Genomic DNA, 21,542 nt, shown 5'->3' on the forward strand with positions numbered 1-21,542 from the left:
TCACCTCGGCGGTGGTCAGCATTCACCCGAGCTCCGGTCCAGCACCTGTCCCGTCAACGACCCGTCACCGCGCCTGCAGCACCACCACCGAATGCCAGGACACCCGGTAGCTCTCGGTGTCCACCGCGGGCGCGTCGGACCCCGGCTCGATGTCGGCGGGCGAGGCCAGCGACGTGTCCACCACCCGGTGCCAGCGCAGGTTCACGGGCAGGGCGGGCAGCTCGAAATCCAGCGCGCGCCACCAGGCGTTGGCCATGATGTGCAAGCGGCTGCCCTCGAGGGTCCAGGCCAGGCTGTGCGAGAGCGGCGTCCAGTCGGGCTTGCCGGCCACCACGCCGTGCCAGCTGAGGTCGCCCTTCTTCAGGTGGTCGGTGACCCGCCAGAAGCGGTCGACCGCGAGTTGTTCGATGCCGGCGGCCAGGCGCACCATCTCGCGGGTGAAGCGCAACATGTCGGCGTTCTCCGTGGTGTCCTCCCAGCGGAACCAGCCCAGCGGATTGTCCTGGGAGTAGGCGTTGTTGTTGCCCTGCTGGGAGCGCAGGACCTCGTCGCCCATCCAGATCATGGGCCGGCCGTGGCTCAAGAGGAGCAGTGTCATGAAGTTGCGCACCTGGCGTCGCCGCACCTCGTTCACCGCCGGCGCGGGCGTGGGGCCCTCGACGCCGGAGTTCCAGGAGAGGTTGTGGTCGCCGCCGTCGCGGTTGTCCTCGCCGTTGGCCTCGTTGTGCTTGCGGTTGTAGGTCACCAGGTCGGCCAGGGTGAAGCCGTCGTGGCAGGTGACGAAGTTGACGCTGCGCGAGGGCCGGTCGCGCGGTCCGGAGAACAGGTCGGGGCTGCCCACGAGGCGGGCCATCAGGGCCTCGATGGCGGCGTCGTCGCCGCGCAGGAAGCGGCGGACGTCGTCGCGGAACGGGCCGTTCCACTCGGCGCAGCGCTGGCCGGGGAAGGAACCCACCTGGTAGAGGCCGGCGGCGTCCCAGGCCTCGGCGATGAGCTCGGTGCCCGCCAGCGCCGGTTCGGTCTCGATGCCCAGCCAGAGCGGCGGCCGCAGGAGCGACGTACCGCGGGTGTCGCGGGTGAGGATGCTCGCCAGGTCGAAGCGGAACCCGTCGACGTGCATCTCCTCCACCCAGTAGCGCAGCGAGTCGAGGATCAGGCGCAGTCCCACCGGGTGGTTGGCGTTGAAGGTGTTGCCGCAGCCCGAGTAGTTGGCGAAGCGGCGCCGGTCGCGCTCGAGGATGTAGTACGACCGGTTGGCCAGCCCGCGGAAGCTGAGCGTGGGGCCGTCCTGGTTGCCCTCGGCCGTGTGGTTGTAGACCACGTCGAGATAGACGCGAATGCCGGCGCGATGGAAGGCCTTGACCATCTCCCGGAACTCGTTCACCGACCCCTGGCCGCTGCGGTCGCTGCTGTAGAGCGGATGCGGGGCGAAGAAGCCCACGGTGCTGTAGCCCCAGTAGTTGGTGCGGCCGTGCGGAGCGTCCTGGGGGTCGAAGGCGTGGACCGGGAGCAGCTCCACGGCGGTGACGCCCAGCTCCTGGAGGTAGGGTATCTTCGCCACCATGCCGGCGTAAGTTCCCTTGATGGAATCGTCTACACCGGAGCCGGCACCGCAGGTGAATCCCTTGACGTGCACCTCGTAGATCAGCTCCCGACGACCGTCGGGGCGCAGGGGGCGGTCCCCTTCCCAGTCGAAATCGTTCGCGGCCACCACCACCGAGCGCAACGAGGCGGCTGCGTTGTCGCCGGGGGCGGCGGCGGCGCGGCGATCGTAGCGGTCGTAGCCGGCCACGGCGCGTCCGTAGGGGTCGAGCAGCACCTTGGCGGGGTCGAAGCGGTGGCCGACCTCGGGCTGGGCGGGGCCGTGGGCACGGTAGGCGTAGAGCTGGCCGGGGCGCAGACCGGGCACGAAGGCGTGCCAGTAGTCGGCCGTGCGGTGCCGGTCGGCCGTCAGCGCGAAGACGCGATCGGGATTGGCGGCGTCCTCGTTGTCGAAGAGCAGCAGTTCCAGGGCCTCGGCGTGGCGGGCGTAGACCGAGAAATTCACACCGTCGGGAGTGGGGGTGGCGCCCAGGGGAGACGGATCGCCGGGACGGATCGGGTCGGTCATGGCGTCAGATCCTTCTGGATGGGAATCCTGTCAAGGCACGTCGCTTACCGTCGATACCACGAGGGACGAATCGGCCTGAATGTTCGCCCCGGAGAGGATACATGATTCGTGAAACCTTGACAGCAGTCTACGGTGCCGGTCGCCAGGCCCTGCAAGGGATCGCTCCCCAGGGAAAGATCCGCACCCAGATCACCCAGGTCCGCGAGTGGTCCTTCGCCATGCCGCAACTGGCCCGGGTGACCGTGGCCAACAGCCCGGTGCACCAGATCTACTTGGGGCTGTCCAGTCCGCTGGCCCGCTACCTGGAGGAGCGCGCCGAGCGCGAGCCCGCGGGCTTCCAGGCGCTGGTGGAGAACTTCAAGTCTGCGCTGGTGGCGCGGGTCCCCGCCAAGCGGCCCATCGGGACCTACGAGATCCTGCCACCGAACGGCGAACCGCAGGTCCTGCGCGGAGTGCGCAGCTTCATCGTGCGCCAGCAGACCGCCGCCGGCAATCTCTATCTCATGGCCGACGTCACCTCGCGGGCCGAGTACGAGAGCATCAAGCTGCCGCAGTGGGAGGAGGAGCTGGCGCTGCGCCTCCTGCCTCGCGACATCGCCCGGCTCGATACGATCGACCAGCCGGTGGCCATCGGCCGCCTCGCTACCTACCTCAGCCGTTGCGAACACGACCTCGAACTGCTGATCCCCGGCGAGGACGACCACGTGCACGCCAGCAACGCGGTGGTCGTCAAGCGCGACAAGAATCAGGACCGCGAGATCCTGCTGCTGAGTCTGGACCTCGACCGGGATCTGCGTTCGGTGCTGCGGCCCGGGCTGGAGCTCGAGGGGTCGTTCGGCGCCGCCGGCCGCGTGCTTCGCTTCCGCACCATCTGCGCCGGCGAGGAACCCTTGATGCTGGAGCAGGGCGCCGCCCTGCCCTGCTTCCAGTTCGAGATGCCGCGCCGTTTCAGCCTGGACCAGCGGCGCCGGTATTTCCGGGTGCGTCCCGGCGACGAGCTCGAGGCGTCCTTCGAGGTCCTGCCCGCCTCGGCTGCGTCCGAAGGCGGCGAGGATCCGCTGGCCCGGGGACCGGAACCCCCGGCCGAGGCCCCGACGGGGGCGACCCGTGGCCGCGTCGCCGACCTCAGCTTCTCCGGCGCGGGCCTGATGACGGACGAGGTTCCTGGCGACGGCCTGACTCGCGACGGTCTGATCCGCGTATGGATCAAGGGCCGCGAGCTGCGTCAGCCCATCGTGCTGACCGGGCTGGTCCGCCGGCTCTCCACCGCCCCGCGCGGACGCGGGCGCAGCGAGACGAGCATCGGCCTGGAGTTCGTGGTGCGCGGCCCCAGCGATCGGCAGGGGACCCAGGCGGTCCGGCAGTATGTCATGGCCCGCCAGCGCGCCATGCTGGCCGAGCGCAGCGCGGAACCACAAGCGGTCTGAGGCGCCATCACGGGACATCCTGAGGAACGACCCACCCTGAGGGGGATGGCATGGGACTTGATCCCTTCCCTGGCGAACGGATGAAGGCGACGTCAATCACCCTCATCCTCCACGATGGCCGCGGCGAGCCGGGCAGGTTGCGAACCTCCGGGCCACCGCCGATGCAAATCGCAACCTGACAAGGGACCGATGGGACCGATGATGCACAGCAACCGGATCTTGCAAGCCGTCTTCATGATGGCCCTGTTGATGGCCTTGACCGGGTCCGCGGCGGCCTTCGACCACCTCGAGATCACGGTGGTCAACCCCCACCTGGTGGCGGGCCATCCCGCGGTCACCGTCCGGACCGATTTCAGCGTGCAGGTGCGCGCCGTCAACGCCGACGGGTCCACCGATACGGCCGCTGATTTCATCAACGCCACCCTGGCCTCGCCCGACGTGGCGGCCGATCTGCCCGCGAACGCCTACCTGCAGAACGGCGAGCGCCAGTTCGACGGCGTGAGTTTCCTCGCCGCGGGACAGCCGGTGCGGCTGCGCGTCTCCGACGCCGACGACGCCTCGGTGCCCACGGCCGAGGTCCTGATCAACTGCTACAATCCGGTGCACACCTTCTCGGTGAGTGTGCCGGCGGGCACCAAGTACGTCGACCAGGCGGTGGACGTCACCCTCACCGCGCGCGACGGCAGCGGCAATCCCGTGCCCAACTTCCGCGACGACGTGGTGCTGACCGCGGCTATCGGACACTTCTCGACCGGCGCCAGCATCGTGGTGGCCGGCGGCTCGTTCACGGGCGGCACCACCACCCAGGCGGTCACCTTCTGGGGCACCGATCCCGTCACCCGCGAGAACACGCTCCATGCGCTGAACACCGTGGTCTACGAGGGCCAGGTGTCGCCCGCCCAGGGCCAGGGGACCGTGGCGCCGCTGTTGCCCGGTCCGCTCGACGGCATCGTCCTGCTCCTGCCGGGCGAGACCCTCACCCCGGGCGTGAGCCCGGGCAAGAGCGGCGTGCCCAACAGCCAGACCTCGGGCTCGAGCTTCGGCGGCCTGCAGGTCTACGCCACCGACCAGCACTGGAATCCCGTCATGGCCGGGCCGTACCCCACGGTCACGTGGACCAGCGACGATCCCGACGGCGGCGTGGTGCTGCCCGGGGCCGCGGTCATGGGCGGCAACCCCGAGACGAGCTACAACCTGACGCTGATCCGGTCGGGCACCACCCGCGTGACCACCACCGCTTCTGGCGCCGTGACGGGGACCAGCCGCAGCGACGTCGTGATCAACCCCGAGGGTCTCGACCATTTCGAGTTCGACACCGGGATCTGGAATCCCGGCGACGTGCAGGTCACCACCATCCCGTTCAACATCCGGATCATCGCCCGCGACAGCAACGGCAACGTCTTCCCGCTCAACGGCCAGGTGTCGCTGCGCGCGCGCATCGGCGTCGCCGACGAGAGCGCCGACTACATCATCACCAGCAACAGCACCTTCGTGAACGGCCAGCTCGACGCCATGGTCCAGGTCACCAAGCGCGGCTTCTCCGCCTACATCATCGTCGACAGCGGGGTGGTGGGCGCGTCGCCGTCGTTCCAGGTGAACAACGGTCCCTGCGAGAAGATCCTGGTGACCTTCCCGGGCGAGACCTGGGTCAACGGCCTCAACGATCCGGACTTCAGCGGCAACTGGGGCACGCCCAACCCGGTCACCGCCGGGACGATCATCAATCCCGTGACGCTGCGCCCGGTCGACCGCTACAACAACCTGGCCCCGGGCACGCGCAACGTCACCCTGAGCTGCCCCTCCGGCTATTTCGAGCTGCCCGACTATCCTGGCAACATCGTCCAGATCAGCAACCCCACCGACATCCGCCTGATCTTCCGCACCGCCTCGGACGCCCAGATGCTCCAGGCGCAGAGCAGCGGTCTCGATGCCAACAACTCGGCCGGCGTCGGCGTGTCGCCCGACGTGTTCGACCGCCTCGTGGTGCAGGCCCCGGGCGAGACCCTGGCGCCGGGCATCTTCGACGGCGTGGAGGACGACGGCAAGCTCGGTGAGCCGGGGACCCAGGACGCCGGCGTGCCCTTCGACGTGCGCGTCTTCGCCACCGACCAGTACTGGAACCCGGTGAGCGACAGCTCGCCGGTGCTGCCCATGAACATCAACTTCTCGAGCAGCGACGCGGCGGCGAACCTGCCCGTCAACCCGCAGCAGCTCAACGACAACCTGGGCGACTTCCAGGTGGCGCTGGTGACGCTGGCCGACCCGAACCGGCAGACCATCGAGGTGTCCGACGTCATCTCGGGCCGCAACGCGTTCACCACCATCCCGGTGCGCGCCGGCGTGATCGACCACTTCGACATCGGCATCAACAACCGCTCGAACCCCACGCCCAACGACGTGCTCGAGCTGGTGCCCGACCACCAGGCCGGCAGCTGGCTGCCCAACCTGACGGTGATCGCCCGCGACATCTTCGACAACCACATCACCGACTACGCCGAAGAGGTCACGCTCTTCGTCAGCCACGGCACCGGCATCCTGACCCCCACCAGCGTCGACCTCGGCGCCGGCATGGGCGGCGGCGGCTTCCAGGGCGCATGGCGCGGCCAGATCCAGATCACCCGAGCCGGCGTGGACGTGCGCCTCTTCGTGCGCGAGGAGACCTACGCGCTCACCGACAGCTCGAACACCTTCGACGTGTTCGCCGACGCCCAGGACTACGCCGACCTGGTGGTGCTCCTGCCCGGCGAGACGCATACGCCGGGCATCCCGCCGGGCAAGGTGGGCACCCCGGTGCCGCTCCAGGCCGGCGATCCTGTGCAGGCGTCCGTGCTGGCCACCGACGCCTGGTTCAACCCGGTGCCCGCGCGGCCGCAGGTCCACTTCACCAGCAGCGGCTACTTCCAGATGATCACGCCCAACGACCAGGCGCTGGATGTCGACGGCACCGGCACCTTCGACCTCTACTTCAAGGCCGCCGAGAGCCACCAGCTGGCCATCGCCGACCTCATCGATCCCGCGGTGAACGACACGTCCAGCATCGCGATCACCGCCGGCGACTTCGATCGCCTGATGCTGCTGTTGCCCGGCGAGACCCCCGAACCCGGCGGCCCCGAGGCCGACGGCAAGGTCGGCACCCCGGATCCGCAGACCGCGAGCCTCGAGTTCGACGCCCGGATCCGCGCCACCGACCAGTTCTGGAACCTGGTCGACAACGTGGACGAACGGGTCCACCTCGCCAGCGATGACGGTTCGCTCACGCCGACCAACCCGCTGAACAACGACCAGCCGCTCGTCAACGGCGAGATCGTCATGCCGCTGTACCTGACCACGCCCGGGTACGTGACCCTGGGGGCGTCGGCCCTCGATCACACCGACATCACCGGCCAGTCGGCCACCCTCGAGGTGGAGCAGGGCGCGACCTACCGGATCGACACTCCGCCGACCGCCTTCGTGGGACCGCCTTCCACCTTCAGCATCACCATCAGCCTGGTCGACGAGAACGGCGACCCGCTGCCCGCGGCCAACAACTGGATCGCCATCGAGGCGCTGAAGGCCAACCTCGAGCCGGCCAGCAGCACGCTGCAGGTGACCAGCGCCCAGCTCGCCGCCGGCACCGTGACCATCGCCAACCAGGCTTACAACACGGTGGAGGACATCGTCCTGCGGATCACCGACATTTCGGGACGCCAGAGCTACAGTTCCACCATCCAGATGCTGCCCAACGGTCTGGAGTACGTGGTGGGCGTGGACGCTGCGGAGACGCACCGCGTGGGGCCGCCGGCCACCTTCCCGGTGTCGGTCACGCTGCGCGACGTCGACACCCACACCATCATCACCGAGGACCGCCGCTTCACCGTGGGGATCAACGCCGCCGCCGGCGGCGTGGGCCTCGGCGTGGTCGGCGTGACCAGCCAGCGATTGGACCACGGCACGGTGACGTTCCAGCAGAGCTACACCCGTGCCCAGAACATCTACGTGACGGTGACCGACACCACCGGCCTGAGCGGCGCGAGCCCGGTCTTCACCCTGGCGGCCGACGGCTACAAGCGGCTGCAGATCGTGGCACCCGGCGAGGTGGTGGAGGCCGGCCGGCCCGAATTCGACGGCACCGGCAAGAGCGGCACGCCGGTGACGCAACGCTCGGGCGAGCCGTTCCCCATGACCGTCCGCGCGGTCGACCAGTACTGGAACCTGGCCGACACCACCAGCGTGGGCATCCTGCGCCTGGTGGCGAGCGACGGGTCGTTCGCCGAGGACGGCAATCCCGAGGAGAACTACGTCCCCTTCGTCAACGGTCGGCGCACGTTCAACGGCTTCCTCACCGACGAGGGCACGGTGAACGTCACGGTCTACGACGAGCAGGACCTGACCAAGCCGGCCCAGACCACCTACATCCCGGTGGATCCGCCCTTCGAGTACGAGATCACCGTGCCGGCCACCGCGTCCACGGGGCCCGTGCCGGGCTTCCAGATCACCGTCAAGCTCATCGATCCGGTCACCGGCAACGTGGTGCCCACGGCACAGAACCGGTTCCGGATGACGCCGCTGCTGCCCAACCAGGGCGCGGCAAACGGCGAGCTGGGCCAGACCGAGGCGCAGCTCATCGGCGGCGTCTGCGTGATCAACAACCAGAGCTACAGCACGGTCGAGGACATCATCATCCGCGTCGACGACGACTACGGCCGCGAGGCCTTCAGCACCGTCATCGAGATGGATTCGGGCGGCCTCTACTACGCGGTGACCCTGCCCGACAGCGCCACCGTGGGTCCGCCCGAGACGTTCCCGCTCACGGTGGAGCTCATCGACAGCAACACCGGCGAACGCGTCACCACGCAGGACCGGCTCTTCGACATCCAGATCATGAGCGCCCAGACCGGCCTGGCCGGCACCGGGCACCTCGAGGTGCAGCAGGGCATCCTGCAGGCAGGCTTCCGGAACATCGCCCAGGCCTACAGCAAGGCCGAGGACATCTTCATCCAGGTCTCCGACACCACCGGCATCATCGGCATCAGCAACACCTGCCGCATGCTCGCCGACGGGTTCAAGCGGATCCAGATCGTGGCGCCCGGCGAGACGCCGGACCCCGGCGGCCTGACCGGCACCGGTAAATCCGGCGAGGTGCTGACCCAGCAGGCCGAGGTGCCGTTCACGCTGACGGTGCGCGCGGTGGACCAGTACTGGAACCTGGTGCGCACCATCGACGACGGCCAGATCCAGCTCTCGAGCAGCGGCGGCGCGCTCGACCTCGTCGACTCCGACCTGGCCGGCTGTCCGTTCATCGGCGGCAGCCGCGACATCGAGATCGTCCTAGGCAATCCGGGCCTGATCTCGGTATTCGCGGTGGATCCCGGCCATCCCGAGGTGAGCTCGGGCCGGGTCGACGTGCCGGTGAACGAGGCCGAATACCGCGTGGTCCTGCCCGATCCGGCGGTGGTCACCGCCGGCCCGCCGGCCACCTTCACGGTGACCGTCCGACTGGTCAATCCCGAGACCGGAGCGCGCATCAATGCCGGCGGTGCCTTCGAGATGACCGCGCTGCGGCCCGACCGCAGCGCCGGCTCGGCCGAGCTGGGCATCGCCAGCGGAACCCTCACCGCCGGCGAGTGCGTGGTCAGCGGCCAGCACTACGCCGCGAGCGAGGACATCGTCATCCGCGTCCGCGACAGCCGCGGCCGCACCACCTACAGCGACGTGCTGACCGTGGTGCCCGAAGGCGTGCGCTACGCCATCGACGTGCCCGACTCGGCGGTGGCTGGCGAGCCGTTCGCCATGACCGTGCGTCGCATCGACATCGTCACCGGCCAGATCGTCACCAGCGACGACCGCTCGTTCGTGCTGCGGGCCTACAGCGGCAACACGCCGCGTCCCGACTTCTCGCTGTCGCCGGCCGGCGTGCTGGCCGACACCGTGGGCACCACCCTCGAGGGCGAGCGGGCCTTCCCGTTCCAGAACTACGACCGCGCCGAGTCGATCTACATCCGGGTCTCCGACAGCACCGGCGAGCAGTTCTTCAGCGACGTCATCGTGGTCCGGCCGGCGCCCGTGTCGGTCTGCACCCTGGTGGCCGAGGACCTGCCGGGACAGGAGCTGGACCACCCGCTGCGGCCTGCCGATCGGATCACCCTGCGCGTCGCCGCCCGCGACGCCTCGGGCAACGCCGTGGCCGGCACGCCGATCACGGTCTGGCTGCTCGAGGGCGATGCGGGGCTGGGTTCGCTGCGCGGCGTCACCAACGAACTGGTGGCCGACGTCGACGGCGGCGCCACCTGCGAGTTGCACGTCGACGACCACGGCTCGCAGGACATTCTGCTGCAGGCCGCCGCCGGCGACGCGTTCTCCGCGCCGGTGGCCCTCACGCTGCAGGGCCCGCCGGTCACCACGCTCGAACTCTTCCCCGAGGCGGCCACCTACGGCGAGGGCTACTACGTCCTGCCGGGCACCGAGCTCAGCCTCGAGGCGATGGTCGAGGGTCCCGATCCGGTGCAGGGCGTCTGGTTCGACCTCGACGTCACCGACGACCCGCGGCCGCGCACGCTCTACACCGGGCCCTTCACGCTCGCCGACCTGGGCGAGGAGTACCTCACGCCCGGGATCCACACGATCCGGTTCTACGCCGAGGAGACCGGCGGCGTCAGCGAGGCGGTCAAGTCCGTCACGCTGTACACCGCGGCGGCCATGGCCAGCAGCCAGGACGTGACCAACCGGCCCAACCCGTTCCGCGCCGGCCGCGAGACCACCGTGGTCCTCTTCCGCGCCGCGGCCACGGGCCCGGTCAACATCACCTTCTTCGACCTCTACGGGGACATCGTGCACAGCGATCAGATGAACGTCTCCGCCGGGGTCACCGAGCAATACGAATGGGACGGCCGCAACGGCAAGGGCCGGGTGGTCGGCAACGGCGGCTACATCTGTCGCATCCATGGTGCGGGCCTCGACCTGCGCCGCAAGATCGCGGTGGTGAAGTGATGCGCACCACGACCGGAGGCACGATGAACACCATCCTGAGGATCGCCCTGCTGACGGTGCTGCTGGCCGGCGCCGCGAGTGCCGCCAACGACGCCGGCGTGCCGGGCGGCTATCTCCGCTACGGCGCCAGCGCGCGCAGCCTGGCGCTGGGCAACGCCGTGGCCGGCCTGGCCGACGACGCCGCCACCAGCTACTGGAACCCCGCGGGCTACGCCTCGCTGCGGACCATGGAGCTGGCCGCGATGGGCGCCTCGCTGGGCATGGACACTCAGTACGGGTTCATGACCCTGGGCCTGCCCACGGCCACCTACGGCACCTTCGCCCTCAGCGGCACCTACACCACCAGCGGCGACTTCCAGCGGACCGACGTCTTCCAGGACCTCGACGAGACCTTCAGCGAGGACGAGGGGATCTTCTCGCTGAGCTGGGCCAAGGCGCTCGGCCGGCTCTCGTTCGGCCTGGCGATCAAGTCGGTCCACCAGGACATCGGCGGCGTCAGCGCCTCGGGCACCGGGTTCGACGTCGGCCTCCACTACCGGCCGCACCGCACCCTGGGACTGGGCGTGGCCATCCAGAACGCCGTCGCCCCCAAGATCACCCTGATCGAGGACGAGGAGGAGCTGCCGCAGAGCGTCCGCGCGGGTCTGGCCCTCAACTTCTTCCAGGGACGCCTGCAGATGACCAGCGACCTGGTGCGCACGCGCTACATGGACGCCAGCTATCGCGCCGGCCTCGAGGTGTGGCCGCTGCGGATGCTGGCGCTGCGCGGCGGCTACGACGGCGAGAAGGAGCAGTGGTCGGCGGGCGCCGGCCTGCGCTGGGAGAACTGGCAGTTCGACTACGCCATGGTCAACACCGAGCTCGGCAGCCAGAACATCGTCTCGGCGACCCTGCGCTTCGGCGTGCCCTACGGCGTGAAGATGGACCGCAACCGTGCGCTCTTCAGTCCCTCGGGCGCCGACCGCAACGTGACGTTCGGCATCCGGACCGCCGTCCGCGGCGATGTCGATCGCTGGGAAGTGGTGATCCAAGACCAGCAGGGCCGCGAGGTCCGACGTCTCGAGGGCGCGGGCAACCCGCCCGATGCGGTGACCTGGGACGGTGAGGACACCGATGGTCGTCTGGTGGCCGACGGGATCTACACCGCCAGCATCGGCATCGTCGACGAGCTGGGACAGCTGTGGGATTACGAGAGCGAAGTGGAGGTGATGGGCTTCCGTGAGCGGACCCGGACCCCCATCCGTATGGAGATCGGCGGCAGCGCCGCGGGCGCTGCCGAGGGGAGTGAACGATGAGCAACGTGCGAGTCATCCTGATCCTGCTGGCGCTGTTAACGGTGGGCGTGGCGCTGGCCGACGAGCCCTCGCTCGTCCCGCCCGAGGACGCGCTCTGGGAAGCCGCCGGCAAGGCCTACGCCGCCGGCGAGGACAAGTCGGCAGCCATGCAGCAGTACCGGCTGTTCGTCAAGAGCTACGGCGGCAGTGAACGGGCGGCGGCCGCCCAGTTCATGCTCGGTGAATGCTACCAGGCCATGGGCGACTGGGAAGGGGCGCTGCGCGAGTATGCCGAGGTCGACGGTCGCAACGGCCGTGACGGCTACCTCGAGGCCTCGGTGCTGCTGCGCCAGGGCGAATGCCTCTTCAACCTCGCGCGCTACGACGAGGCCATCGAGAAGTACAAGCGGTTGGTGAACCGCTACGACGACACCTTCCTGCTCGCCGAGGGCCTCTACGAACTGGGCCAGGCGTACATCGTGACCGGGACCTGGCTGCGCCTCGAGGAAGCCTACCGCGAGCTGCTCGAGCGGCGGCCGGGGTACAGCGACCTGCAGGAGGTCAAGTTCGCGCTGGGCCTGTTCGCTTTCCACGACGGCCGCTACGACGAGGCACGCGAGTTCTTCGAGCAGGTGCCCAGCGACCGCGGCCTCTACTTCCTGGGGCGCACCCTCGAGGAAAACGGCCAGTACATCCTGGCGATCCAGCGCTACAAGCAGGTGCTGCGGCAGTACGCCCAGAGCCCGCTGGCCGACGACGTGGCCTTCTCCATCGCCGAGGCGTTCTACCACTCGGGTCAGAACACCGTGGCGGTGCGCAGCTACCGCGACTTCCTCGAGCAGTATCCGCAGAGCCCGTTCGAGCCCAACGCGCGCTACAAGATCGCCTGCGTGACCTTCCGCGAGGGTCGCTACGACGAGTCCATGCGTCAGCTCGAGCAGATCGTCACCGGCTTCCCCGACAACCAGGTCTGCGCCTACGCCCAGTACCTCATCGGCGACTGCTGTCTGCAGCTGGGCCGTCCCAGCGAGGCGATCTTCGCCTGGACCGACGTGATCAAGCGCTTCCCCGAGAGCACCGTGGCCTCGGCCGCGCTGCACAAGGTGGTCTACGCCTACGCCCAGGAGGGCAACCACGGCCAGGCCATCGTGCTGGCCGACGAGTTTCTCGACCGTTATCCGGGCGACCCCCTGGCGCCGCGGGTCCGCGTGCTGAAGGGCTTCAGCCACTTCCAGCTCGAGGAGTACAAGAAGGCGCTCCTGGCGTTCCAGAACGTCACCGACAAGCACGTCAACACCGACGTCGCCGAGCGCGCTCTCTTCCTGTCGACCCTGGCCTACAAGCGCCTCGGCCAGCTCGACCGCGTGCTGACCAATTACAACTACATCGCCAGCAAGCTGCTGCCGACACCGAGCCACTGGCGCGCGCGCACCTACTACCATCTCGGTGAGGCCTACTTCGCCCAGGACCTCTACCGCGAGGCGGCGGGGATGTACCGTCTGGTGCTCACCGGCTATCCCCGGGCCAACGTGGCGGCGCCCTCATTGCAGGGTCTGGTGGCCGCGCTGAGCCGGTCGGGGCAGTACGAGGAGGCGCTGGCCGAGCAGGAGCGCTTCCTGCTGGTGCTGGCCAACGCCGAGAGCGAGAGCGGGACCAACAGCCTGGCGGTGGGGTCGATCTTCTTCAACCAGCACAAGTACGAGGAGGCGCTGCAGCAGTTCAGCGAGTTCCTCGAGACCAACCCCGAGGATCCGGCCGCGGCCACCGCGCTCGCCAACCAGGCCGACTGCTACTACCGCCTGCAGTACTACGAGCAGGCGGTGGAGGCCTGGAGCAGCCTGCTGGCGCGCTTCCCCAAGGCGCCCGAGGCCCAGGAATCGCTCTACCGCATCGCCGACACCCAGTTCGGCCTGGGCCGGTTCGACGATGCGGCGCGCAGCTACAGCCGGTTGCAGTCGCAATTCCCCAAGAGCCGCTACGCCGCCGACGCCGCGTTCGGCCTGGCCAACTGCGCCTACAACCAGGGCCAGGACGACCTGGCCATCAGCCGCTTCACGGCGTTCGTGGAGACCTACCCCGTCGATGAGCGCGTCGAGGACGCCGAGCTCGGCATCCAGAGCTGCTACTACCGCAGCGAGAAGGACATGACCGAGTACCTGCAGCGCCACCCCGAGAGCGCGCTGGCCGCCGACGTCTACTGGAACAAGGGCCAGGAAGCCTTCGCCGCCGAACGCTACGGCGAGGCGGCCGAGGCCTTCGAACGCGTGACCCTGGACTACCCCGAGAGCGAGTCGGCTCCCGGGGCGCTCTTCTATCTCGCCGAGAGCTACTACCGCGCCGAGTCGCTCGACCAGGCGCTGGCGGGCTTCCGCAACTTCGCCACCACGCATCCCGATCACGACCTCGCCGAGTTGTCGTACCTGCGCGCGGCCACGGTGCTCTTCAAGCTCGAACGCTACGAGGAGTCGGCCGCCACGTACGAGAACCTCACCGACCTCTTCCCCGACGGCGAGTACGCGCCGCTGGCGGCGTACAACGCGGCCATCAGCTACCAGGAGGTGGAGGAGTGGCACGCGGCCATCGGCAGCCTCGAGCGCTTCGCCGCCGATTACCCCGATCACGAGAACGCCGAGGGCATCTGGCTCCAGATCGCGGCGCTCTACCAGGAGGAGCTGGGGGACTGGCCCCGCGCGGTGGACGCCTACGAGCGCGCCGCGGCCCAGGCCGGTTCGCCGCTGGCGGAGATCCGCTACCGGCAGGGTGAATGCCTGGGCAAGGCCGGGGACGTCGAGGGCTCGCTGGCGCGGTACGGGCAGGCGGCCGATGGCGGCGGGTCCGATCCGTTCAAGATCGCCGCGCTCGCCGAGATCGGTCGCATCGCCGAGGAGCGGGGCGACTGGCCCGGCGCCATCGGCGCCTACGAGCGCATCATCGCCGCCGGCGGCAAGCCCGAGTGGACCGCCATGGCCGAGCAGCGCATCGGAGCCATCCGCGAGTCGGGGGTCACCTCGGGCGGCTAGGCGGCCTTTCTCCGCGACTCCGCGACCCCGGGTTGGCGCCGCCAGCCCGGGGTCGTGGCGTTTCCGAGGCTTCCTCACGGCTGCCGAGGACGGCGCGAGCGGTGGCACACTCCTTGCCGAGTTCCAGCACGGTAGCAAGCATTCCGGCGCTATCCGGGAACTGGCGGCAGTAGACCCCGACTCCCGGTGGCGAATTGCAAGACCGATCCCGTGCAGAACGCACCGAGGCGGGATCCCCATCAGGAAGGTGTGCAGCCCATGTTCGGCGACATGTCAATCATCCAGGTCTTCCAGTCCTCTCCCACCATGGTGGTCCTGCTGGTCTGTTCCATCGTGACCCTCGCGTTCGCGGTGGAGCGCCTCCTGTACTTCCAGGCTTCCAGCGTCGACAACCGCCGGTTCTTGAACGAGCTGGCGAACCACCTCAAGGCGGGCAACCCCCGCGCGGCTCTGGACCACTGCCAGCGGCTCAACAAGCCGGTGGCCCGGGTCATGGCCCAGGCGGTCATGAACATGAACCGCCCGCACGAGGAGCAGGTCCAGCGCGTGGACACCGCCATCGAACTCGAGCAGGTCGAGATGGAACGCAACATCGGCGTGCTCGGCACCATGGCCAACATCGCGCCCCTGCTCGGTCTGTTCGGTACCGTGGTCGGTATCATTCGCGCCTTCGCCGACATCGCCCGCACGGGCTCCGGCGGCGGCGCCGTGGTGGCCATGGGCGTCTCCGAGGCGCTGCTGACCACCGCCGCGGGCATCATCGTGGCCGTGGTGGCCACCGTGTTCTTCAACGTCTACGTCCGTCGCATCCGCTCGCGGGTGGCGCAGCTCGAAGACGCGCGGGAGACCTGGTTCGCCCTGGCCAGCCAGTACCAGCGTCGCCGGGCGGCCAGCGGCCAGCCTACCCCCGCAGCACGTCGTCAGCCGGCGGCCGAACAGCCGGTCCTGGCCTAGGACGTAGGAGTCGAACATGGCGCGCAAGCAAGTCAATGCAGGTCTGAACGACGCCAACATCACGCCGCTGGCGGATGTGACCACCACGCTCATCGTGGTCTTCCTGATCACCATGCCGGCGTTGATGTGGAACGGCTTCGACGTGAATCAGGCCGAGACCGGCGGCGAGAATCCCGAGGTCCAGCCCGTGGAGGAGCTCCAGGAGGACCTGTTGACCCTGGCGGTCACGCCCGAGGGATTCAAGCTCAACGGCAAGCTGCTACCCGACGAGGAGATCGCGGCCACGCTGGATCGTGAACTCGCCACGCGGAGCGACCGCACCGTGGTCATCGTGCCCGATGACCTGGTGGCGCTCGGTCGCGTGGTCACCGCCCTGGACATCGCCAAGGCCAGCGGGGCCGACAACCTGGCCCTGCTCAACCGCATCGGGGGATAGACGTGGCGCGGCGCAAGCAAGTCCTCAACGTGGATACCAAGGTCAACGTGGTGCCCATCATCAACGTCTCGCTGGTGGTGGTGCTCACCTTGATGATGATCGCTCCCTTCCTGACCGGCGAGGAAGTCGACGTCGACCTGCCCGAGGCCATGGCCAGCCAGGCCGACGACACCGACAACATCGAGATCGTCTACACCGCCGATCGCCGGATCATCGTCGAGGAGACCGAACTGGCGCTCGACGAATTGCCGGCGGCGCTGGGCGGGGTCTTCGCGGCCATGTCCCACGGCGTGGCCGTGGTCAAGGCCGACCAGAACCTGCCCTACGGCGAGGTCGAGGTGCTGATCGCGGCCATCGAGGGCGCCGGCGCCCCGCGCATCGCCCTGGCCACCCGGCCGAAGGAGGGCGCGCGATGATGCAGCAGGCCATCGATCGGTCGTCGCAGACCGGCGGGTCGTTCGCTGTCAGCGCGGTGGTGCACGTGCTGGCTCTCCTGTTGCTGGCCTTCCTGGCCGGTCGGCAGGCGGTGGAGAACTGGGCCAACGACGAGCTCACCGAGATCGCCTACATCGAGGCCCGCTACGGCGAGGACGTGGCGGAGAAGGTCAAGCTCAAGAAACTGGCGCCTCCGGGTCCGCCGGGACCCGGCATCACCACCGACTCGGCCATGAAGAAGAAGGCCGAGCCCGCGGTGGTGGCGACCCCCGAGCCGGCGCCCATGCCCGAGCTGGTCCAGGAGACCAAGCCGCTGGCGCCGGCGCCCAAGCTGGAGCCGCAGCGGCAGGAGCCCCGGAAGCAGGATCTGGCGGCCGTCACGGTCCCCGAGATCGCGCCGGTCACCGCTCCGCGCAAGGAGCTGGCGCAGGCCGATCAGCTGGTGGCGCAGGCGGCGCCATTGCCCCAGCGTCAGGTCATCGACACCGACAAGCTCGAGGACAGCCTCGCCGGCAAGCTCACCGAAAAGAAGGACGCTGTGCCCCGGCCGGCCGCGCCGAAGACCCGGGAGGCATTCAAGCCCTCCAGCGGCGGATTGAAGGACCGGGGCGGCCGCGCCACCGTGGGCAGTGGTCCCGTGGTGGCCGCCGCCGGCACCACGAGCCGCAAGGGCGGAGCGGTGGCCGAGGCCCCGGCGAACCTGGGTGGCGGCAGCCTGAGCGGCCGCACGCCGCAGGCCGGGTCGTACCAGCCGCCGAAATCCGGTCTGGCTCCGGCCAACGTCGCCCGCGGCGGCAGCGGCGGCGGGGTCGTCGACGTGGCCGGGCCGAGCACGGCCAAGGGCGGCCGCAAGACCATCCTGGACTACGGCACCGGCAGCGGTGGCGGTGGTGGCGGCCTCAGCGGCCGGCGCGGTCGTCTGGCCGAGGCGCCCACCAGCCGCGGCATCGTCGCCGACGCCAGCGAGAAGGCGGACCAGTCCGAGCCGAAGGTCCAGGAGGCCGTGGCCAATCTGGATTCTGGCAAGGGCGTGGGCATGACGATCTCGGGCCAGATCTCCGGCCGCAAGATCCTGCACAGCGAGCCGCCGGTCTACACCGACCAGGCCCGGCGCAAGGGCTGGGAAGGCGTGGTCGCCGTGCGCTTCACCGTGCTGCCCGACGGACGGGTCAAGGACAACGTGTTCTTCGACCAGACCTCGGTGCACCGCGACCTCAACAAGGCCGCCATGGCGGCGATCCGGAAGTTCAAGTTCGCCCCGCTGCCGACCGACCAGGCGGCCGTCGAACAGTGGGGTGTCATCACCATCGTGTTCCGGTTGAACTAGGCGAGGGAAACCATGCAGAAGCTCGCATTCTTGCTGATCATCTTGTTAACCACCGGGGCCCTGGCCCAGGAGGGCGAGCAGTGGACCGAGGACGGCGAGTCCGGGGCCGCGCTGCCCGAGATGGTGGTCGAGGCCCAGAACCAGGTGCGGCAGGCCATCGAGAAGGGCACCTTCGAGATCCAGCTCGACGCCGCCACCGTGGATTCCTTCTATTCGAGCATGGACGAGGAGGCCCTGGCCGTCAGTCCGGTCTCGGGCCTGCAGCCGCACCTCAACAACCTCGAGCCGCTCAGCAGCAGCCAGCCGCCACACTACTGGCTGCCCGAGATTCCCACCACGCCGGTGGCCCGGTTCTACACCGAGGAGCCCGAGGGACACAAGGCCCACCGCTGGCAGCTGACCATCACCGATTTCCGGGGTAGCCCCTGCCGGAACTACGAGGGCAAGGGCAAGCCGCCGAAGAACGTGAGCTGGGACGGCCGCACCGACCACGGCGACATGCTGCGCGTGGGCTATCCGTACAGCTACGTCTTCACCACCACCGACAAGGGCACCAACACCTACAACTACGCCGGCGAGAGCTTCCGGCTGCCGGCGCTGGACTATCGCCGCGACGGCCATCGGGTGCTGGAGATCGCCGGCGGCGAGGTTTTTCCCCGCCAGGTCAGCGAGCTGACCGCCGGCGGTGAGGACTGGCTCGTCCGGGCCGCCGACGAGATCCGGCGCCATCCCTATTCGCCGGTGCGCGTGGTGGTGACCGCCGAGACCATGACCCTGGCGGAGCGCCGTGCCGCGCTGGTCGCGGATCACCTCGCGGCGAGCATGATCGTGCCCCGCGAGCAGATCGAGACCGAGGCGGTCCAGAAACCCGATCTGCGGGCCGAGATGGACGGCACCGTCGCGGTGATCATCGAGCACGCTGATTAGGTCTGGCAGCCCGTCCCCGTTTGCTGTTTCTTCAGTCCAGGGGATTGGTGCCGGAACTCATCGACCGGTCTGGGCGTAGAGCTCCAGGCCGGTCCCCCTGCGTGTCCTGCGAGGCTCTCATGCTCGATGTGTCCCGTCTGAACGATCATTCCCGGCTCTTCGCCCAGCGCCTGTTCCGGGAGTTCCCCGACTGGATCCGCCACGCCCGCTACGATCCTTACGAGGAGTTCGAGCGGGAGGCCCTGCTGGTGGAGGTCCCGCGTCCGGCCGGCGACGGCAAGAACGGCCTGTTCATCACCACCAGCGAGTGGGAGGTCTCGGTGGGCTTCGGCGAGAACTTCCACACCCGGTTCGGTGTCAGCGGCCAGGATCAGGTGGAAGACTTCCACGGCCCGGCGCTGGCCTTCATCCACGACTTCGTGGACGAGCAGCTGGTGCTGGTGACCGCGTACGAGGGCGAGCAGTGGCTCGGCGCCTGGACCGTCCGGATCACCGACGAGGGCGTACCCGAGCAGGAACGGGAAGAGGGCGTCAGCCTGCGGATCCGGTCCTGGAAGGGGACCTGGGATTGCGACCTTCCGTGAATCCGGTCCATGGGCTAGTATGGCGCCATGCCAGACTTCAAGAACGCCCTTGTTATCGTCAATCCGGTCTCCGGGCCCGGCCTCGCCCCGCGGTATGCCCGCCGCGTGGTGCGCGACCTCGAGCGGCGCGGTCTGCAGGTCACCCAGCGCGATAGCGAGGGCCCCGGCGATATCGAGCGCTGGTCCCGCGCCGCGGGTGGCGAGGGGTTCGATCTGGTCTGCATCATGGGGGGGGACGGCTCGCTCCAGGAGGCCGTGGTCGGCCAGGTCTCGACCGCGGACAAGGTCCCGCTGGCGCACATCTCGGGCGGCACGGCCAACGTGATCCCCCTGACCCTGGCCATTCCCTGGTTCCCGGGACCAGCGGTCAGCGCGGTCTTCCAGGGCAAGGTCCTCGATTTCGACGTGGGCTACCTCGAGGCTCGCGACCGCCACTTCGTGCTCATGACGGCCGTGGGCTACCCCGCCAACATCATCAAGGACAGTCCCCGCAAGCTGAAGAACCTCTTCGGCCTGGGAACGTATGTCTGGGCCGCCATCAGCAACCTGTTCCGCCGCCAGAGCGCGTTCGTCACGGTGGAAGCCGACGGTGTCCGCCACCGGCGCAAGGCCAACACGGTCCTGCTGACCAACATCGGACTGTTGCCCGACATCAACCTGCGCGTGACCCCGGACACCGACCCCCACGACGGCCTGCTCGACGTGACCATGATCTCCAGCCGCTCGCTCTGGGACATCATCGCCATCCTCTTCCGCATGCTCACCTGGCGCAGCCCCAAGGTTCCGCGCATGAAGCACTTCAAGGCCGAACGGGTCACCATCGAGGCCGACCCCATGCTGCCCGTGCAGATCGACGGCGAGATGCTGGGCGACACGCCGGTCAAGGCCTCGGTCAAGCCCCGGGCGGTGAAGCTGGTGGTGGGGCCCCGCTACCGTTCCTGATCGTCGCCCTTCTTGCGGCGCCGGAAGATGAACTTGAGCGGCCCGCTCGCGTCCTCGGTGTCATCCTCCGCTGCCGGTTCGGCGCTGGTCGAGGTGACCGTCTTGCCCGGCGGTTCGGGCTCGAAGCGCGCCGGCGCGCTCTCGGCCGCGAGCTCGGCCAGGGCCTGGGCCACCTCCTCGGGCGCCACCTCGTCGGCCACCTCGGTGGCGGGCTCCCAGTCTGGCAGCCCCGCCTCGCGCCAGCGTCGCCGCCAGCCAACCTGGCGCAGGATGAGGGCGGACTGGTCCTCGGCGCGGCGCCGGATCAGCTCCGGGCCGGCCCCCTCGCGCAGGAGTTCGAGCACATCGGCCAGGATCAGCTCGGCGCCCAGCTGGCGATGCGCCAGGAAGGCCTGGCTCGGACTACGGCTCCAGAGTCCGTGCAGCAGGCGGTCGGGATCACCGGGATGGCAGGCCGCCTCGAGGCACGCCTGCCCATCCACGGTCATGCGCAGCCATGGCCCGGGGGCGGCGCTGGCCAGGATGTCGTCGCCGGGTTCGGCCCACACGCGCACGCCGGGAATGTTCAAGGCCACGGTGCTCCGGGCCAGCACGCTGGCGCCCTGTTCGGCCGCCACGCGCGCCAGGTCCGCCGCGAGTTCACCCAGGATCTCGGGCGAGGCGTCCAGGAGCACGACCCGACCGGCGTCCCGCAGGAGCTGCCGTGCCACCGACGCCATCTGCTGGCGGGTCTCCAGCGGGCGGAAGCTCTCGTCGTCCGGCGGGCGTCCGATCTCCTCGAGCAGCTTGACCGCCACCGTCTGGGTGCTCTGCAGCCGCCCGATGAGTGCTCCGGTGAAGTCGGCAGGGGCCACCGGCGCGTAGAGCTTGGGACGTCGCCCGGACATGCGGACGGCGCCACCCTTGACCATGGTGGACAGGACCTTGGTCATGTTGGCAGGGTCGCGCCCCATGATCTGGGCCAGCTTGTAAGCCGAGATGGGGCCATCGCCACAGTGCTCGAGCAGGGCCACGTAGATGGCGGCCTCGGTGGCGGTCAGACCCAGGTCCTTCAGCGCGGACGCCAGTTCCCGGTCCATGGGACCCTCCTTGTTGTCGGGCGACTACACGGATATGCTTGTCCTGGCCGGCCTTCCTGTC

13 protein-coding genes are annotated in these 21,542 nt (G+C 69.1%); 11 read left to right on the plus strand and 2 right to left on the minus strand.

Annotated features, from left to right (window positions below; genetic code table 11):
- Nucleotides 1-64: 64 nt before the first annotated feature.
- Nucleotides 65-2,110, minus strand: a complete 2,046-nt coding sequence (glgX, locus tag IFSED24_RS02090; protein WP_491333574.1) for a glycogen debranching protein GlgX — start codon at nt 2,108-2,110, stop codon at nt 65-67.
- A 101-nt stretch (nt 2,111-2,211) separates the two neighbouring features.
- On the opposite strand from glgX, the gene IFSED24_RS02095 reads away from it, so the two are divergent.
- The 11 genes from IFSED24_RS02095 (at nt 2,212) to IFSED24_RS02145 (ending at nt 20,402) form a co-directional block, all read left to right on the plus strand.
- A complete protein-coding gene (locus tag IFSED24_RS02095; RefSeq protein WP_491333575.1) occupies nt 2,212-3,537 on the plus strand; it encodes a PilZ domain-containing protein in 1,326 nt (441 codons plus the stop codon).
- Between the two features lie 198 nt (nt 3,538-3,735).
- On the plus strand, nt 3,736-10,503 hold the full coding sequence (locus IFSED24_RS02100) for a hypothetical protein (RefSeq protein ID WP_491333576.1): 6,768 nt from the start codon (nt 3,736-3,738) through the stop codon (nt 10,501-10,503).
- Between the two features lie 23 nt (nt 10,504-10,526).
- Complete coding sequence (locus IFSED24_RS02105) at nt 10,527-11,798, plus strand: PorV/PorQ family protein (protein ID WP_491333577.1); 1,272 nt, start codon at nt 10,527-10,529, stop codon at nt 11,796-11,798.
- Nucleotides 11,795-14,797, plus strand: coding sequence for a tetratricopeptide repeat protein (locus tag IFSED24_RS02110; RefSeq protein WP_491333578.1), 3,003 nt, complete (start codon nt 11,795-11,797; stop codon nt 14,795-14,797). Before IFSED24_RS02105 ends, IFSED24_RS02110 begins: the two co-directional genes overlap by 4 nt.
- 210 nt (nt 14,798-15,007) lie before the next feature.
- Nucleotides 15,008-15,751 (plus strand): MotA/TolQ/ExbB proton channel family protein, encoded by a 744-nt coding sequence (locus IFSED24_RS02115; RefSeq protein ID WP_491333579.1) that lies wholly within the window; start codon nt 15,008-15,010, stop codon nt 15,749-15,751.
- Between the two features lie 16 nt (nt 15,752-15,767).
- Entirely contained in the window at nt 15,768-16,187 is a 420-nt protein-coding gene (locus IFSED24_RS02120) for an ExbD/TolR family protein (RefSeq protein WP_491333580.1), read from the plus strand.
- Between the two features lie 2 nt (nt 16,188-16,189).
- On the plus strand, nt 16,190-16,603 hold the full coding sequence (locus IFSED24_RS02125) for an ExbD/TolR family protein (RefSeq protein ID WP_491333581.1): 414 nt from the start codon (nt 16,190-16,192) through the stop codon (nt 16,601-16,603).
- Nucleotides 16,600-17,949, plus strand: coding sequence for an energy transducer TonB (locus IFSED24_RS02130; protein WP_491333582.1), 1,350 nt, complete (start codon nt 16,600-16,602; stop codon nt 17,947-17,949). Before IFSED24_RS02125 ends, IFSED24_RS02130 begins: the two co-directional genes overlap by 4 nt.
- A 12-nt stretch (nt 17,950-17,961) precedes the next feature.
- A complete protein-coding gene (locus tag IFSED24_RS02135) occupies nt 17,962-18,876 on the plus strand; it encodes a hypothetical protein (protein WP_491333583.1) in 915 nt (304 codons plus the stop codon).
- Nucleotides 18,877-18,995: 119 nt separating this feature from the next.
- On the plus strand, nt 18,996-19,460 hold the full coding sequence (locus tag IFSED24_RS02140) for a hypothetical protein (protein WP_491333584.1): 465 nt from the start codon (nt 18,996-18,998) through the stop codon (nt 19,458-19,460).
- A 27-nt stretch (nt 19,461-19,487) separates the two neighbouring features.
- Nucleotides 19,488-20,402 carry a diacylglycerol/lipid kinase family protein gene (locus IFSED24_RS02145; protein WP_491333585.1) on the plus strand — a complete coding sequence of 305 codons (915 nt, stop codon included), beginning with the start codon at nt 19,488-19,490 and terminating at the stop codon, nt 20,400-20,402.
- On the opposite strand, the gene IFSED24_RS02150 is transcribed toward IFSED24_RS02145, so the two are convergent.
- Nucleotides 20,390-21,481 (minus strand): TrmB family transcriptional regulator, encoded by a 1,092-nt coding sequence (locus IFSED24_RS02150; protein WP_491333586.1) that lies wholly within the window; start codon nt 21,479-21,481, stop codon nt 20,390-20,392. The genes IFSED24_RS02145 and IFSED24_RS02150 overlap by 13 nt on opposite strands.
- Nucleotides 21,482-21,542: the final 61 nt, after the last annotated feature.

This window comes from Candidatus Latescibacter sp. IFSED24 (assembly GCF_058273205.1).

Bases quoted from the DNA above. Each gene is read 5' to 3' on its own strand.
- IFSED24_RS02120 (WP_491333580.1), top strand. From the start codon at position 15,768: ATGGCGCGCAAGCAAGTCAATGCAGGTCTGAACGACGCCAACATCACG.
- IFSED24_RS02110 (WP_491333578.1), top strand. From the start codon at position 11,795: ATGAGCAACGTGCGAGTCATCCTGATCCTGCTGGCGCTGTTAACGGTG.
- IFSED24_RS02100 (WP_491333576.1), top strand. From the start codon at position 3,736: ATGATGCACAGCAACCGGATCTTGCAAGCCGTCTTCATGATGGCCCTG.
- IFSED24_RS02135 (WP_491333583.1), top strand. From the start codon at position 17,962: ATGCAGAAGCTCGCATTCTTGCTGATCATCTTGTTAACCACCGGGGCC.
- IFSED24_RS02145 (WP_491333585.1), top strand. From the start codon at position 19,488: ATGCCAGACTTCAAGAACGCCCTTGTTATCGTCAATCCGGTCTCCGGG.
- IFSED24_RS02140 (WP_491333584.1), top strand. From the start codon at position 18,996: ATGCTCGATGTGTCCCGTCTGAACGATCATTCCCGGCTCTTCGCCCAG.
- IFSED24_RS02095 (WP_491333575.1), top strand. From the start codon at position 2,212: ATGATTCGTGAAACCTTGACAGCAGTCTACGGTGCCGGTCGCCAGGCC.
- glgX (WP_491333574.1), bottom strand. From the start codon at position 2,110: ATGACCGACCCGATCCGTCCCGGCGATCCGTCTCCCCTGGGCGCCACC.
- IFSED24_RS02105 (WP_491333577.1), top strand. From the start codon at position 10,527: ATGAACACCATCCTGAGGATCGCCCTGCTGACGGTGCTGCTGGCCGGC.
- IFSED24_RS02150 (WP_491333586.1), bottom strand. From the start codon at position 21,481: ATGGACCGGGAACTGGCGTCCGCGCTGAAGGACCTGGGTCTGACCGCC.
- IFSED24_RS02130 (WP_491333582.1), top strand. From the start codon at position 16,600: ATGATGCAGCAGGCCATCGATCGGTCGTCGCAGACCGGCGGGTCGTTC.